General features: G+C 49.5%; 16 protein-coding genes, 1 CRISPR repeat array and 1 riboswitch. Of the genes, 14 read left to right on the forward strand and 2 right to left on the reverse strand.

Annotated features, from left to right (window positions below):
• Genes cas7c through cas2 form a run of 4 tightly spaced genes read left to right on the forward strand, consistent with a single transcriptional unit; the run spans position 1 to position 2909 of the window.
• Positions 1–891: a type I-C CRISPR-associated protein Cas7/Csd2 gene (gene cas7c, locus FGS84_RS24095; protein ID WP_138310859.1), complete on the forward strand. Its 891-nt coding sequence runs from the start codon at positions 1–3 to the stop codon at positions 889–891.
• Positions 891–1553, forward strand: a complete 663-nt coding sequence (gene cas4 / locus FGS84_RS24100) for a CRISPR-associated protein Cas4 (protein WP_138310860.1) — start codon at positions 891–893, stop codon at positions 1551–1553. Before cas7c ends, cas4 begins: the two co-directional genes overlap by 1 nt.
• Positions 1550–2581 (forward strand): type I-C CRISPR-associated endonuclease Cas1c, encoded by a 1032-nt coding sequence (cas1c, locus tag FGS84_RS24105; RefSeq protein WP_138310861.1) that lies wholly within the window; start codon positions 1550–1552, stop codon positions 2579–2581. The genes cas4 and cas1c overlap by 4 nt, the downstream gene beginning before the upstream one ends.
• A gap of 37 nt (positions 2582–2618) precedes the next feature.
• Positions 2619–2909 carry a CRISPR-associated endonuclease Cas2 gene (cas2, locus tag FGS84_RS24110; RefSeq protein WP_138310862.1) on the forward strand — a complete coding sequence of 97 codons (291 nt, stop codon included), beginning with the start codon at positions 2619–2621 and terminating at the stop codon, positions 2907–2909.
• 211 nt (positions 2910–3120) lie between these two features.
• A CRISPR array of direct repeats spans positions 3121–5572; the repeat unit is 33 nt; unit sequence GTCTCCGCCTTCGCGGGTGGAGTGGATTGAAAT.
• Positions 5573–5780: 208 nt separating this feature from the next.
• Here cas2 and FGS84_RS24115 read toward each other — a convergent pair.
• Complete coding sequence (locus tag FGS84_RS24115) at positions 5781–6572, reverse strand: creatininase family protein (RefSeq protein WP_138310863.1); 792 nt, start codon at positions 6570–6572, stop codon at positions 5781–5783.
• A gap of 42 nt (positions 6573–6614) precedes the next feature.
• Positions 6615–7223, reverse strand: a complete 609-nt coding sequence (locus FGS84_RS24120; RefSeq protein WP_138310864.1) for an ECF transporter S component — start codon at positions 7221–7223, stop codon at positions 6615–6617.
• 149 nt (positions 7224–7372) lie between these two features.
• Positions 7373–7491: riboswitch (FMN riboswitch) on the reverse strand.
• A 135-nt stretch (positions 7492–7626) separates the two neighbouring features.
• Between FGS84_RS24120 and FGS84_RS31035 the strand changes: the two genes are divergently transcribed.
• The 10 genes from FGS84_RS31035 (at position 7627) to FGS84_RS24165 (ending at position 15637) form a co-directional block, all read left to right on the forward strand.
• Positions 7627–7767, forward strand: a complete 141-nt coding sequence (locus FGS84_RS31035; protein ID WP_171042707.1) for a hypothetical protein — start codon at positions 7627–7629, stop codon at positions 7765–7767.
• A 10-nt stretch (positions 7768–7777) separates the two neighbouring features.
• Positions 7778–9184 carry a deoxyguanosinetriphosphate triphosphohydrolase gene (locus tag FGS84_RS24125; protein WP_138310865.1) on the forward strand — a complete coding sequence of 469 codons (1407 nt, stop codon included), beginning with the start codon at positions 7778–7780 and terminating at the stop codon, positions 9182–9184.
• 68 nt (positions 9185–9252) lie between these two features.
• The gene (locus tag FGS84_RS24130) at positions 9253–9639 is read left to right on the forward strand and encodes a DUF2809 domain-containing protein (RefSeq protein ID WP_138310866.1); all 387 of its coding nucleotides are present in this window, start codon (positions 9253–9255) and stop codon (positions 9637–9639) included.
• Positions 9636–11354 carry an SEC-C metal-binding domain-containing protein gene (locus tag FGS84_RS24135; RefSeq protein WP_138310867.1) on the forward strand — a complete coding sequence of 573 codons (1719 nt, stop codon included), beginning with the start codon at positions 9636–9638 and terminating at the stop codon, positions 11352–11354. The genes FGS84_RS24130 and FGS84_RS24135 overlap by 4 nt, the downstream gene beginning before the upstream one ends.
• Positions 11355–11376: 22 nt before the next feature.
• Positions 11377–11550, forward strand: coding sequence for a chorismate--pyruvate lyase (locus FGS84_RS24140; RefSeq protein ID WP_138310868.1), 174 nt, complete (start codon positions 11377–11379; stop codon positions 11548–11550).
• A 39-nt stretch (positions 11551–11589) separates the two neighbouring features.
• A complete protein-coding gene (locus FGS84_RS24145; protein ID WP_138310869.1) occupies positions 11590–12519 on the forward strand; it encodes a sugar-binding domain-containing protein in 930 nt (309 codons plus the stop codon).
• A gap of 264 nt (positions 12520–12783) precedes the next feature.
• Complete coding sequence (locus FGS84_RS24150) at positions 12784–13404, forward strand: DAK2 domain-containing protein (RefSeq protein ID WP_138310870.1); 621 nt, start codon at positions 12784–12786, stop codon at positions 13402–13404.
• Positions 13405–13450: 46 nt separating this feature from the next.
• Entirely contained in the window at positions 13451–14449 is a 999-nt protein-coding gene (locus FGS84_RS24155; protein ID WP_138310871.1) for a dihydroxyacetone kinase subunit DhaK, read from the forward strand.
• Positions 14450–14461: 12 nt separating this feature from the next.
• Positions 14462–14782, forward strand: coding sequence for a hypothetical protein (locus FGS84_RS24160; RefSeq protein ID WP_138310872.1), 321 nt, complete (start codon positions 14462–14464; stop codon positions 14780–14782).
• A 12-nt stretch (positions 14783–14794) separates the two neighbouring features.
• A complete protein-coding gene (locus FGS84_RS24165) occupies positions 14795–15637 on the forward strand; it encodes a class II fructose-bisphosphate aldolase (protein ID WP_138310873.1) in 843 nt (280 codons plus the stop codon).
• The last annotated feature ends 128 nt before the right edge of the window (positions 15638–15765 follow it).

Here is a 15765-nt window from a genome sequence, read left to right on the forward strand (position 1 = left end):
ATGGCAGAGGTAATTAAGAACAGGTATGAATTCGTGGTTTTATTTGATGTGGAGAACGGGAATCCAAATGGCGACCCGGATGCAGGCAATCTGCCGAGGATTGACCCGGAGAGCGGATACGGCATTGTGACGGATGTATGCCTGAAACGTAAGATAAGAAATTACGTTGAAACCCTGAAGGAAGACCAGCCTGGGTATAAGATATACATCCGGGAGGATGTACCGTTAAACAGAAGCGATAATACCGCGTACATAGAGCTGGGAACAGATGAAAAGGGAATCAAGGAACTGAAAAAGAAAGACCCTCTGGTAGACCAGAAAATCCGGGATTTCATGTGCCGAAACTTTTTTGATATCCGTACCTTTGGCGCGGTCATGACCACCTTTGTGAAAGCTGCGTTAAACTGCGGCCAGGTGCGGGGACCTGTTCAGCTGGGCTTTGCCAGAAGCATTGACCCAATTGTAAGCCAGGAAGTAACGATTACCCGTGTAGCCATTACCACGGAAAAAGATGCGGAAAATAAGAGCACAGAGATGGGAAGAAAGAATATTGTTCCCTATGCCCTGTACCGTGCAGAGGGGTACATATCAGCCAATCTGGCCAGAAAATCCACAGGCTTTTCAGAGGAGGATTTGGAACTTTTGTGGGATGCCATCATCAATATGTTTGAAATTGACCATTCTGCGGCCAGGGGAAAGATGGCGGTCCGCAGGCTCATTGTGTTTAAACACAGCAAGGAACTGGGAGACTGCCCTGCATATAAACTCTTTGATGCTGTGGAAGTGAAAAGGAATGAGGATGTGGAGTATCCCAGAAGATATGGGGATTATACGGTCGCAGTCCATATGGAGCAGATTCCGGAAACGGTTGACGTCTCGGAGAAAATATAATGGATTTCAGGGAAGACGATTTCCTCATGCTATCCGGTATCCAGCATTTTTCCTTTTGCAGGCGCCAGTGGGCCCTTATACATATTGAACAGCAGTGGAAAGAAAATGAGCATACCATAGAAGGAGAACTGCTCCACAAAAAGGCCCATGACCCATATCTGACAGAAAAGCGCGGCGATGTGATTATAAGCAGGGCATTGCCTGTGTATTCCAGGATTATGGGCGTCAGCGGTGAGTGTGATATTGTGGAGTTTCACAGAACAGAGGATGGTATCAGGCTCCATGGGCACAGGGGAACGTTCCGCATATTTCCTGTGGAATATAAAAAGGGGAGTCCGAAGGAATCCGAGGCGGATATACTGCAGCTGACAGCCCAGGCCATGTGTCTGGAGGAAATGATGTCAGCCAGGATAGAGGCTGGTGCATTGTATTATGGAGAGATTCACCGAAGGACGGTGGTGGAGATAACAGATGAGCTGCGAAAACAGGTACGTGATATATTTCAGGAAATGCATGAACTTTATGACAAGGGATATACGCCAAAGGTCAGATGGTCAAAGAGCTGCAGCGCCTGTTCCATGAAAGATATATGTCTGCCGAAACTGGGAAAGGCATTATCCGTCAGGGACTATATCCGCGGGAAGATGGAGGAGGATGTATGAAGAAGTTATTAAACACGCTGTATGTTACATCTCCTGATAGTTATCTGTCGATGGATGGGGAAAATGTGGTGATTTATGATAAAGAGACGGAGCTGGGGAGGATTCCTCTTCATAACCTGGAAGGAATTGTATCCTTTGGGTACAGGGGAATCAGTCCGGCTCTTATGGGGGGATGCGCGGAGCGGGACATATCACTCTGCGTCCTTTCGCCTCAGGGAAGATTTCTGGCCCGCGTGACCGGACGTGTACGGGGAAATGTTCTGCTGCGCAAAAAACAGTACCAGGTCTCCCAAAATCAGGATATAAGCCTTACAATATCCAGGAACTGTATTCTTGGAAAGGTATACAATGCCAGATGGATACTGGAAAGGGCTGTGAGGGACCATGGGCTGCAGATTGACACAGAGAAGGTAAAGGATGCAGCAGGATATTTAAAGCAATCCCTTAAGCGGATAGAGCAAAGCCGGGACATGGCTCAGCTGCGGGGTTATGAAGGTGAGGCTGCCAGTATTTACTTTGGAGTGTTTGACCAGCTCATATTACAGCAGAAGAAGGATTTTGCTTTCAATGGAAGGAATAAGCGTCCGCCTTTGGACAATGTGAATGCCATGCTGTCATTTGTATACACGCTCCTGACAAACACGGTTGCGTCGGCTTTGGAGACAGTTGGCCTGGACCCTTATGTGGGCTTCATGCACACTGACCGGCCTGGCCGCGTTTCGCTGGCACTGGACTTAATGGAGGAACTGAGACCGGTTCTGGCAGACCGTTTTGTATTAACCTTAATCAATCGAAAGATGGTAAACAAAAAGGATTTTTCCAGGAAAGAGGACGGGGCAGTCATCATGGCAGATGAAGCCAGAAAGATGCTATTGTCGGAATGGCAGAACAAGAAAAAAGAGATGATTACCCATCCGTACCTGAATGAGAAGGTGGAGTGGGGAATGATTCCTTTTGTTCAGGCCATGCTTCTGGCCAGATATCTGAGGGGTGATATTGATGAATATCCGCCGTTTTTCTGGAAATAGGGTGAAATAGGAAGGGGGCGCCGGAGGAGGAAGGCGTATGCTGGTATTAATTACATATGATGTGAACACGGAAACCGCTGCAGGCAAGGCCAGACTGAGAAAGGTTGCAAAGCAATGCGTCAATTATGGTACCCGCGTTCAGAATTCCGTATTTGAATGTATTCTGGATAATGCCCAGCTGATAAAGCTAAAGGCAATTTTGACAGATATCATTGATGAACAGACGGACAGCCTTAGATTTTATAACTTAGGGAATAAACATACTACAAAAGTGGACCATGTTGGTGTTAGTAAGGGAATTAATGTGGAGGAACCATTGATTTTCTGATATGATGTGCAGGAGTTGAAACGGTAATAGGTGTTCCGGTGCGAACCTGAAGCAAACATGGATTTCCAGGGGGATTCGCACCAGAAAAATTGTATAATGAGGATGGTATTGTGAGGATTTAGGCATGTTTTCCGGGATTTGGAGGGGGTGTTGTATGACTTGTTTGTTGGAATTTGATAAGAAATGATAGGAGTTGTTGTGTATTATTGCTGTCTCCGCCTTCGCGGGTGGAGTGGATTGAAATATTTCCTGCCCTATAGATAATGAACACCTTTTTATGTCTCCGCCTTCGCGGGTGGAGTGGATTGAAATCAAGATTTTCATTGCTAAATGGAAAGTATATTAGTCTCCGCCTTCGCGGGTGGAGTGGATTGAAATATGAGTTCGGCCTCCCATACCTGCCGATAATAGTGTCTCCGCCTTCGCGGGTGGAGTGGATTGAAATACTGGGATATTCTGGACGGTAATCATACATATTAGTCTCCGCCTTCGCGGGTGGAGTGGATTGAAATAAGCGACAGGCAGAGGAAGATTTTAACGTTGAGTCGTCTCCGCCTTCGCGGGTGGAGTGGATTGAAATCAATGGGTATTTTGTGCTTGATGAAAAAACAGGGTCTCCGCCTTCGCGGGTGGAGTGGATTGAAATGTATATCTCTATCCGATTCCCCTATCTTGGATACCGTCTCCGCCTTCGCGGGTGGAGTGGATTGAAATATTGAATGAAATTAAAATAGAGTTGAATAAATTGTCTCCGCCTTCGCGGGTGGAGTGGATTGAAATTAAAAAAGTATGTTGATATTTCCCCTGGTCATTCGTCTCCGCCTTCGCGGGTGGAGTGGATTGAAATGTACATATTGTAACTTTACGGATGAAGAACGGGCGTCTCCGCCTTCGCGGGTGGAGTGGATTGAAATCTCCAGTACATGCCTGGACATATGTGCCCTCAGTTGTCTCCGCCTTCGCGGGTGGAGTGGATTGAAATAAGGAAAGTGGGGCCGCCGACATAATTAAGAAGCTGTCTCCGCCTTCGCGGGTGGAGTGGATTGAAATTGGAGCAGTTCCCAGAGACCGGCACGTTTGACCGAGTCTCCGCCTTCGCGGGTGGAGTGGATTGAAATTTTGCGATATCGCAACAGGAGGAAGGGAAGCATGGTCTCCGCCTTCGCGGGTGGAGTGGATTGAAATGCTGCAGCCAAGTCCACAGAATCAGCAGCGTCCAGTCTCCGCCTTCGCGGGTGGAGTGGATTGAAATTTATGGTTCATCGGCGCTTGAGTATGTGAAAGAAGTCTCCGCCCTCGCGGGTGGAGTGGATTGAAATCCTACTCCAGCCTCATCCATGCAGATGACCTTTGTCTCCGCCCTCGCGGGTGGAGTGGATTGAAATCTACCAGCGCATTGATGGTGGCTTCCTCTACAAGTCTCCGCCCTCGCGGGTGGAGTGGATTGAAATCCGGTAAGGCTCCATCACAAGGTCTATCCCCTCGTCTCCGCCCTCGCGGGTGGAGTGGATTGAAATGCATCATACCGCTTTCAAGCGACATCGAACCTTCCGTCTCCGCCCTCGCGGGTGGAGTGGATTGAAATAGCTTTAAGATTCCCTCCTCTGGTTGGACTGAATGTCTCCGCCCTCGCGGGTGGAGTGGATTGAAATGTTGAAACAGCTTGAATACATACCTGTTGGGAAAGTCTCCGCCCTCGCGGGTGGAGTGGATTGAAATAAAAGTAGGAATGTGCAAGTGCGTGGTTGGTCATGTCTCCGCCCTCGCGGGTGGAGTGGATTGAAATCCTGATTACTCCATATATCCGGATTGCGATTATGCCGTCTCCGCCCTCGCGGGTGGAGTGGATTGAAATGCCACACACTGGCTGGAAATGCAAGGGTTGCCGAGTCTCCGCCCTCGCGGGTGGAGTGGATTGAAATCACAATCGTCTGGTCATATGGGACTATAGGCAGGTCTCCGCCCTCGCGGGTGGAGTGGATTGAAATGATGGCGGACACAGAAAGACTGATTCTTTACGCGTCTCCGCCTTCGCGGGTGGAGTGGATTGAAATTAAGAAGAGGTGTAAAAACCCTAAGCCCATATCTCGTCTCCGCCCTCGCGGGTGGAGTGGATTGAAATCATGGTTTTATACCCAGGATTCTGAACTTGAAGTTTGTCTCCGCCCTCGCGGGTGGAGTGGATTGAAATCTTCCATTGGGGTGGGGGTACTGTTGATTTTCATGTCTCCGCCTTCGCGGGTGGAGTGGATTGAAATAGAATTACATTTGAAGCATATTGATACTGGCTATCGGTCTCCGCCTTCGCGGGTGGAGTGGATTGAAATGCTTGTATATGCATATATCCCATCTTTCATCAGAGTCTCCGCCTTCGCGGGTGGAGTGGATTGAAATCCGGATGCAATGTGGAAAGTGGCCAGTCGCAAAGTCTCCGCCTTCGCGGGTGGAGTGGATTGAAATTATTGTTAGGGCCAGGAGCTCACCCTCTCGGATTCGTCTCCGCCTTCGCGGGTGGAGTGGATTGAAATGGCAGATGGAAATCATGACTGGATTGTCAAAGTCGGTCTCCGCCTTCGCGGGTGGAGTGGATTGAAATGTCCATACGCAGATAGGACTGGATGTAGCCACATGTCTCCGCCTTCGCAGGTGGAATGTATTGCAATAGAACAGTACATAGCTGACCTTGCAGCATAGCGGAATAAAATTAATATATAAGAGAATAGTTATTTCAACTGTATTTTGTATACAGTGCACAGCGGATACTTCCGACTATAAATGCATAACAATAAGGTGGGGCAAGCCCCACCTCTGTTAATCTATAAAATGCTGCAAAAGAGTGCTGACAAAAACCCATATTTCAGCTGCCCCCCATTAGCCCTTCCACGCCCGAATTTCTCTAAGTCCAGGTACCAGCACTTTGGCGCTGGTTTCCAATATAATCCGTCCCTTTTCCGCAGTGGCGCCGGACGGATCTCCGCCGATTCCAATGGGTTTGCCGTCCGCTGTCTTCCAGTCCTCGGATACCCATCCAATGGATACATTCCCGTAAGGCTTCAGCGCTTGATTATCCTTAAATGCATGCGGGATGCCTGCTTCTGAAGTCTCCAGTTTTACCAGAGACGGGTCCACGGCCATGACCATGGAGGTTTCCATTTCGCCGCCATGAAAATCCCATATATTTCCTTCGGAGATGGTGGCTGTCACATCCGGATGACTAAAGGCCCCGGATGAGAGGATGAAGGGAGATATGCCGAATTCGCTGCGGAGTTCCCGGCTTAAGACCTGTACAATGGGGGCGTTTCCTCCGTGGCAAACCAGGAAGGCCAGCTTCTTAAACCCGTGATGGACCAGGCTTGTGCTGATATCATACAGCATATGGTAATAAGTATCCGGTTTAAACGTGACAGAGCCGCAGAAATTCCTGTGCTCCGTGCTGAGTCCTACGGGAATGACCGGAAATATCAGCATGGGAAAATCCGGGTCTTCTGCTTCCAATTCCCTGCATATATAGTCCGTCATGGCTTCTGCAATGATATCGTCCGTCCCCAGCGGCGCCTGGTTGCCGTGCTGCTCCAACGCTCCCAGGGGAATCAGTATAATGGTCTCCTCCTTGTTGACCTGCTCCATTTCTAAACGGGTTAAATCCCGATAATTCCGAATCATGTGTATATACCTCCTGATTATTTTTGGTAAGCCGGTTATTCCTTATGCCGTTCTTACAGCGGGATAAACCGCCAGAAGACGGGTGTACAGCAGATATCCCACAAAGCAGTTGAGCCCCAGTTTAATCAGGTTAAAGGGGATGGTGGCCATGAAGATGAAGGTGGTCAGATCGCTGATGGCCGGATTCACTGCGGCTACCATAGTAATCACCTGGTTCAGAGGAAGCCCCATGGCCGCTGCATACAGGGGAAGGGTGATGAAGGCATTGCAGAAGCAGGCAAACAGAGTACGGATTGGAACACTGACAACCATGGATGCAATGGCTGCACGGCGGGTCTTTCCGCCTCTTTTGTAAACAGTCCATATGGGAATTACAAATAGTGCAACCCCTATCAAATTAGCAAATTCCCCTACATACATGGAATTGGTACCCACCGTGATGAGTTTAATTATGATTTTGATGATTTCCACCCAGGCTGCAGAGACAGGCCCCATGAGAAACAGGGCGATGATGGAGGGGACATCACTGAAGTCAATCTTGTAAAAGGGCGGCATCATGGGAACGGAAAATTCCAGGGACATGAGGGCGCCGGCAACCGCAGCCAGCATACCGGTGTAGATAAGTTTCTGAATACTCCATTTTGTTTTCATAGCAAAACCTCCTTGATAAATGCTTATTATACGGTGATTCAGCAATGAATGAAGTTCCAGGTAACAAAAAATCTCAGGTTCCGGGGAACCTGAGATTAACTTCATGGTCAATATAAATAAAAGGGAATGCCTGTTACTTATATGAACAAAATTGTCTTCTCTCATCCAGACTATACTGTCGGTTTTGGAATCACACCAAATCAGCCGCATGCAGCGGGTCGCGGACTATACCGCCGGTAGGGAATCACACCCTGCCCCGAAGAACCTATTCATTTGCTTTTCTCATTTAAAATTATCACAAATAACATTGGCTGTCAACAGCAAAAGATGCAGTTTTTTGTTGCTTTTTTTACGATTTTGTTGATAATAGATATAGACGCATTTTTAAGGCTGATTCTGGCATATGAAAGGCAGATTTGACAGGGGAATCGACTTCCGATATACTAGAATGAAATGTATCCCGTTTTTTGGCCTGTCTGCAGTTGGATTTTCCAGCTGGGACGGATGGTTTGTAAAGGACAGGACCCTGGCGGGAAACCAATAAGGAGGTAAGTATGGATTGGCAGACACTGCTTTGCGACGACCGCATCCGCAGCTACAGGAAACAGTCCTCCACGGACCTGCGGACGGAGTTTGAGAAAGATTATCACCGGATTATTGGCAGTGCATCCTTCCGGCGCCTCCAGGATAAGACCCAGGTGTTTCCTCTGGACAGAAGTGATTTCATCCGTACCAGGCTGACCCATTCCCTGGAGGTATCATCCCTGGCCAAGTCCCTGGGACAAAACATATCGGAGAGCATCCGTACGATTATCAGGGATGAAACGTTTACGCCTGAGCATAAGGCGGCGGTGTGTGATATTCTCCAGTGTGCCGGATTGATTCATGATATTGGGAATCCTCCCTTTGGCCACTTTGGGGAGACAGCCATCCAGGATTGGTTTAAGAAGAATCTTGAGCAGCTTACTTTTAAAGGGAGAAAGCTTTCAGAGATTCTAAAGCCTCAGATGGTACAGGACTTTTGCCATTTTGAGGGCAATACCCAGGCATTCAGGGTGGTGACCAGGCTCCATTTCCTGGTGGATGAGCATGGCATGAACTTGACAAAAGCGCTTCTGGGAACTATTATCAAGTATCCGGTATCTTCCCTGGAAATTAATAAGGACAGCGGCGATATCCGTACTAAGAAGATGGGATATTTCCATGGAGACAGGGAGAACTTCCGGGATGTGCAGGCGTCAACGGGAACATTGGGAAAAAGACATCCGCTGGCATTCATATTAGAAGCAGCAGATGATATTGCCTATAAGACAGCAGATATTGAGGATGCGGTTAAGAAGGGCTGCATTTCTTATGAACGCCTTTTGGCGGAGTTAAAGGGGTATAAGGCCGGAAACCAGACAGAGCACTATATCCAGATTGTGTCATGGCTGGAGGATAAGTATGAAAAGGCCGTGAGAAAGGAATATGACAGGCCGGACCAATATGCAGTGCAGAACTGGATTATCAGTGTCCAGGGCCAGATGATTTCAGGGGTTACGGAATGTTTTGCCGGCAACTATGATTCCATTATGGAAGGTACCTATACCTGTGACCTTTTTGCAGGCACGGATGTGGAGCTGCTGATGGAGGCGCTGGGAGATATTGCATTCCGGTATGCCTTTTGTACCAGACCTATCCTTAAGCTGGAGATAGCGGCACAGACAATATTCAACTTTCTTTTGGACCGGTTTGTTGACGCTGTGATACCCTACGATACGGACCTTCCCATGACCCAGGTACAGAAAAAGCTGGTTTCCCTTATATCGGACAATTATAAGATGATATATTCCCTCTGTGCCAGGGACAAGGACGATGAGGAACGGCTGTATCTGCGGCTGCTTCTGGTGACTGACTATATCTGCGGCATGACAGACACCTTTGCCAAGGATATGTATCAGGAGCTTAATGGAATCCGTTAGAAGGCAGGAGGCGTCTGAAACAGGTATTCCGGCAAGGACGCGGTTTAAAATAGCCGGATGGAGGTCTAATGGACAGTGGAAATAAATTCAGGGCAAGATGTGGATATCTGGCTGTGGGTATTGTTGTATTTTTGATTGAGTTAATTATCGCCCTGTATGTTCACGACCATATCATCAGACCCTATATAGGGGACATGCTGGTGGTGGTGCCGGTGTACTGTTTTGTCAGGGTGTTCTTACCTGGAGGCATAAAGCGGCTGCCGCTGTATGTGTTTCTCTTTGCAGCCTGTGTGGAGGTACTGCAGTTTTTCCGCCTGGTTGAGATACTGGGGCTTGAGGGAAATGCCGCGGCCAGGATTATCCTGGGTTCAGTCTTCGACTGGAAGGATATTGCCTGTTACGGCGCAGGATGCCTGCTTATACAAATATTTGAAATTCGAAGGAGGGCCTTATGAAAGGTTATCAGTTGAAAATTACCATAAAAGGCAGTAAACCGCCTATATGGAGACGCGTGGTGGTGCCGGAGCAGTTTACGTTTTACCAGCTTCATCAGGTGATTCAGGAGGCCTTTGGCTGGTGCGATTACCATTTGCACGAGTTTGAGTTTAAGAAACTGGGGCTGCTTGTAAGGGACCTGGAAGAGGAAGACGATTTTGCGGAGCTTTGCAGCAGTGAGGTGCTGGAGGAAGGAACACCTATTAGAACCCTCATAACAGAGAACCCTCGTTTTGTATATATCTATGACTTTGGGGACGCATGGGAACACCAGATTCTCATGGAGAAGGAAGTGGAGTATGAGGGCAGTCTTCCCCAGGTGTTAAAATATAAGGGGGACAATATTCCGGAGGACTGCGGCGGCATAGGCGGTTACTATGACCTGCTGGACCAGCTGTCTGACCCTGAGGCAGAGGAACATGACATGATGGAAAACTGGGCCCGCCAGCAGGGAATGGGCGAGTATGACCTGGATGCAGTTAATGCCAGGTTGAAGGCAAATCCGGCATTTAAACAGGAGGCAGCAGGAAACGGACAGCAGGATGCAGCCCGGCAGCAGAAGACAGCGGGGCAGCAGAAGACAGCGGGGCAGCAGAAGGCCGGTAAGCAGGAATCTCTAAAACCCGCACCTCCAAAGACCGCACCGCAGGCAGTCCATAGTCTGGAGGACCTTTTCTCCAGATTTGAAAAGGCTGAGCTTCTGCGCATTGCCAGGGTACACCATATTGGAGGCTGCGATGAGCTGGGAAAGAATAAGCTGGCCCCTGCACTGGCAGCTGCCCTGCTGGATACGCAGCGCATGGCGGGTTTCTTCGGTACCTTAAGCGATGAGGGTGCGGCGGAGTTTGAAAAAGCTGCCGCAGCCGGAGGTATGGAATACCAGGGAGACCTGGATGCTCTCAGATTTCTGCATTACGGCGGTTACTGCGGATTTACCAGCATGGGAACAGCAGTTGTTCCGTCAGATGTGGCAAAAGCGTACTATGAGCTGGATACGGAGAAATTCCAGTCTGAGCGTCATTACCGCAGCCAGGTGTGGGCTTGCTGTAAGGCAGCGGTCTACCTTTACGGCGCTGCGGATGCAGGTCAGGTGGAGACAATCTGCAAAGCGGCTGGCTGTGAGGCAAAAGCCGGTGATATTACCCGTCTTTACCAGGAGATGAAAGGAATCTGGACTGATTTTGCTTATTGGAACGGCCGGTTTATTGACTGGGAACTGGTTCAGGGAGACAGCTATAAAGATGTTTTGAATTATCAGAGAGGCAAGGAGTTCTATGTGCCCAATGCCGCACAGGTAAAGGAGATTGCCAGAACAGGTGCAGTGGAGCTTAAAAAGCATATCCGGCCATTGAAGGCATTTTTCCTGGCCATGGTGGGCTGCGACGAGGAGACTGCCCAGGTGGCAGCGTCCTCCATTCATCATCATGTAAGACTGGGGACAACGCCCAAAGTAGTAGAAGATATCATGGAGCATTTTGGACTGAACCTGGATTCACAGGAAAAGATGAATGGATTCGATGAAATCATGGAACAGGTATGGAGGGAAACCAGGACGGTTGGCGGCTGTGGCTACAGCCGGGCGGAGCTGGATGCCAAGACAGCCCGGATTGACCCGGATGCGCCCTGTCCCTGCGGCAGCGGTAAGCGCTACCGCCAGTGCTGCGGCCGGAAATAAAAAGCGGAGGTGTGAAGCAGCCATGTTTGAACGTGTGGATTACAGAGTGGAACGGATTGACGGGGATTACGCCTATCTGAAGCGGGCGGATGCTCCGGATGACGATGAGAAATGCGTTGCCAGGGCTCTTCTGCCTGATGGTATCAACGAGGGCAGCAGGCTGGCGTATGAGATGCTGGAGTATACGCTTCTGTAACATGCCGGAGCGGTTGCGGCGATATGGATAAGAGGCAGTATGGATAAGAAGACAGAACGTCTGGTCGGTGTGGCCAGAATGTATTACGAGCAGGACAGGACCCAGAATGAGATTGCAGGCAGATACGGCATATCCCGCCCCATGGTCAGCAAGCTTTTGAAGGAGGCGCGGGACAGAGGCATTGTGTCCATCCGTATATGCGCCCCGCAGGAGGAATCCGGCAGCCCATTGTCCCTCATGGAGCTGGTGGGGCGTTGCTTCGGGATTTACGATGGTGTGGCTGTGCCTGACGGACCCAATGACCAGACCACCAATGAGGCGGTGGCAGAGGCAGCTATCACCTGTCTGGCGGAGCTGGGAGGCTCCAGCCTGGGCATTGGATGGGGCCATATCATAGGGGATGTGGTAAAGCAGATGGAGCAGAGGGAAAAGCTGGTGCCAATAGGGAACTTTGTCTGCCCCCTCATAGGAAACGGCGGTGTGGGACTTAAGAATTACCATTCCAACGAGCTGGTGCGTTCCATTGCAGAGCACAGCGGGGCCCAGCCCAGATTTATCTATTCTCCGGCCTGTGTTCTTTCTGAGCAGGAGCTGAAACTGACAAAGGAGCTGGACACCTATCGTGAGATATATGGTGTGTGGGAAAAATTGGATGTGGCCCTGGTCAATATCGGGAATTTTCCTTCTGTTCCGGATTTCGCGTCGGAGGCCAGATATGGGGACCTGCTCATACGCCATAAGGCAGTGGGACGTATCCTGAATTATTTCATGGACAGCGAGGGACATATCATCCGGTCGGATACGGATTACGCCATCCAGATTCCGCTGGAACTTCTGTCCAGAACAAGGCATGTGGTGGGAATCTGCTCAGCCAATACCAGTCCCAAGGCATTCAGGGGAGCTTTGAAGACTGGTTACATGAAACATTTTATTGCGCCTGAGCATGTGGTCAGGGAAGCGCTGGAATGAGGCGGGGACAGATAAGAACATGGGCCGGATATGCCCTACCCCTTCAATATAATGTTAATGTCAGTGGAATATAATGTAAAAGCCAATAGAATATAAAGTTACATATGTAACTCGAAATGCGCAGTTTGCTAAAGAGACTGCGCTTTTTTTGTGCATTAGGGCAAAAAACATAGAACAGGGACATGAATAATTGACAAAGGAACTAACAAATGTTAATCTAAAACCATGGGTAATTTGGGGAAAATGCATGAGAGGAGGTTACATATGTTACTTTCGAAACCGGAAATCATAAAAATGTTCAGAAAAGCCGCCCAGGTCTGGAATGAAAACAAGGATTATCTCAGTGAGATTGATTCCAAATTCGGAGACGGGGACCACGGCGTCACTATTGGTAAGATTGCCAGCCTGATTGAGAAGAGCCTGGATGGCTGGGATGACGACAATGTAGAGACATTTCTGGAGGACCTGGGAGACAACACCATGGAAATCGGAGGGGGAAGCGCGGGTCCATTATACGGGACCATGATAGGAGGACTGTCAGGCCCTCTGGAAGGAAATAAGCCCATTGATGCAGGAATCCTGAAGGAGATGTTTACAGAGTGCCTGTCAGCCATGGAAGACATCACCAACGCAGGCATAGGGGACAAGACAATGATGGACGCCCTGATTCCTGCTGTGGAAGCTGCCCAGAACGCTGAAAATGATGTGACGGCTGTCCTGGAGGCGGCAAAGGAGGCAGCAGCCAGGGGAGCAAAGGACAGTGAGCAGTACGTGTCCAAATACGGAAGGGCCAGAAGCTATAAGGAGAAGACCATCGGCACTCCGGATGCGGGGGCAGTCAGTACATCCCTGTTTTTTGCAGGACTTTGCGACGGGCTGAAGTAGATGGCATGCAGATGCAGCTAAAAAATAAAATGGGAGAGGTAAGACAATGAAAATGAAGAAATTTATTAACAATCCTGAGAACCTGACACCTGAGCTGTTAGAGGGCTTTGCCGAGGCGCATAAGGATTTGGTGACCCTGGGCGAGAACCGTATGATTATCAACAATAAGCTGGCGGAGGCTGACAGGGTTACCATTGTGACCCAGGGCGGTTCGGGCCATGAGCCGGCTATCAGCGGATTTGTGGGAGAGGGAATGGTGGATATCTCTGTGGTGGGAGATGTTTTTGCAGCTCCCGGACCCCAGGCCTGCCTGGATGCCATCAAGATGGCTGATAAGGGAAAGGGCGTTCTCTACATAGTTTTAAACCATGCAGGCGACATGCTTACCGGCAATCTTACCATGAAGAAATGCGCCAAGGAAGGATTAAATGTCGTCAAAGTAGTGACCCAGGAGGATATTGCCAATGCACCGCGCTCCAATGCAGACGACCGAAGGGGCCTGGTAGGCTGTATCCCCACCTATAAAATAGCAGGAGCTGCCGCTGCAGAGGGAAGGAGCCTGGAGGAAGTGGCTGCCATTGCACAGCGTTTTGCGGATAACATGGCCACCCTGGCTGTGGCTGTATCAGGTGCTACCCATCCGGCAACAGGAAGCCTGCTTGCAGACCTGGGCGAGGATGAGATGGAAATCGGTATGGGGCAGCACGGTGAGGGAGGCGGCGGACGCCAGACCATGAAGTCAGCGGATGAAACAGCCCAAATCATGCTGGACGGCCTTCTGGCTGACCTGGATATCAAGGAAGGCGAGAAAATCATGCTGATTCTCAACGGTACCGGCGCAACCACATTGATGGAGCTGTTTATCATTTACCGCAAGTGCGTTTCCTACCTGAAGGAAAAGAACATTGAGATTGTGGCAAATTACGTGGGCGAGCTTCTCACCGTACAGGAGCAGGCCGGATTCCAGATGTTCATGGCAAGGATGGATGATGAACTTCTGCACTACTGGAATGCACCATGCAATACGCCGTATATGAAAAAATAGGAGGATGATGGTATGGCAGCTGAATACATGCACATAGGAATCCCGGTCCTGAACAAAAAAGAGGGAATGACCTATAATGAGGACATGAAGTTCTGGGTAAGCAGGGTTGAGGACTATGATTTTAAGATAGAGTACCTGAAATTCGAGGAGGGCACCCCCTTTCCGGAGATTCTTTCCAAGCAGCCCCATGTGGCTTATAAGGTGGATGATTTGGACCACTATGCAGCACAGGCACAGAGAATTATATTCGGGCCGGCTGACTGCGGCCCCGGCGTGCGTCTGGCGTTTGTAATCTGGGATGATGCCGTCATTGAACTCTACGAGGAAAAGTAAGGAGAAGATGGGATGCTAGTAAATATGAACCATGTTCTGCGGTATGCAGAAGAGAAGCAATGCTGTATCGGAGCCTTTGACACACCCAATCTGGAGATTCTCATGGCAGTCATACGGGCTGCGGAAAAGCGGGAGGAACCAGTCATCATCCAGCACGCGCAGCTTCATGAGTGCGAAATGCCCATCCACATCATCGGTCCCATTATGGTGCGTATGGCGAAGGAGGCCAAGGTTCCTGTCTGCGTCATGCTGGACCACGGCGAGGATTTGGACTATGTAAGAAAGGCACTGGATTTAGGCTTTTCAGCTGTTATGTACGACGGCTCATCCCTTGCTTATGAGGAAAATGTTGCCATGACCAGGGAAGTGGTGGCCATGGCAAAGGCCTGCAATGCGGATGTGGAGGCTGAAATCGGCATTGTAACAGGCCATGAGGGCAAGACATTTGCCATCAACGATGTGAGCGAAGCCTATACAGACCCTGAGCTGGCTGCCAGATATGTAAGGGATACAGGTATCGACGCCCTGGCGGCTTCGGTGGGAACGGTCCATGGCTTCTACGCCACCAGGCCCAGGCTGGATTTTGACCGAATCGTAAAAATAAAGGAACTGACAGGGCTTCCCCTTGTAATGCACGGAGGCTCCGGAATCAGTGTGGAGGACACCCAGAAGGCCATCCGCTGCGGTATCCGCAAAATCAACTACTTCTCCTACATGTCCAATGCAGGCGTAAAGGCAGTGAAGGCATTGCTGGCTGAAAAGGAAGTGAAGTACTTCCATGATTTGGCTAATGCAGCAGTGGATGCCATGGAGCAGGATGTACTTAGTGCTATGGCTATGTTTGCGTTGGAATAAAGATTCAGAAATGAAGAAAAATTAAAGTCTATGGTGATTAATAAAAAGGACCAGCCAGTTTGGATAAAAATCCGGTTCTTTCTGGACTTTGGGTATTCCTTATAAAACATTAGCTGGTATCGGTTCGA

Origin of the sequence: Clostridium sp. 1001271st1 H5, from assembly GCF_005845215.1 — a bacterium.
Lineage (GTDB): Bacteria > Bacillota > Clostridia > Lachnospirales > Lachnospiraceae > Enterocloster.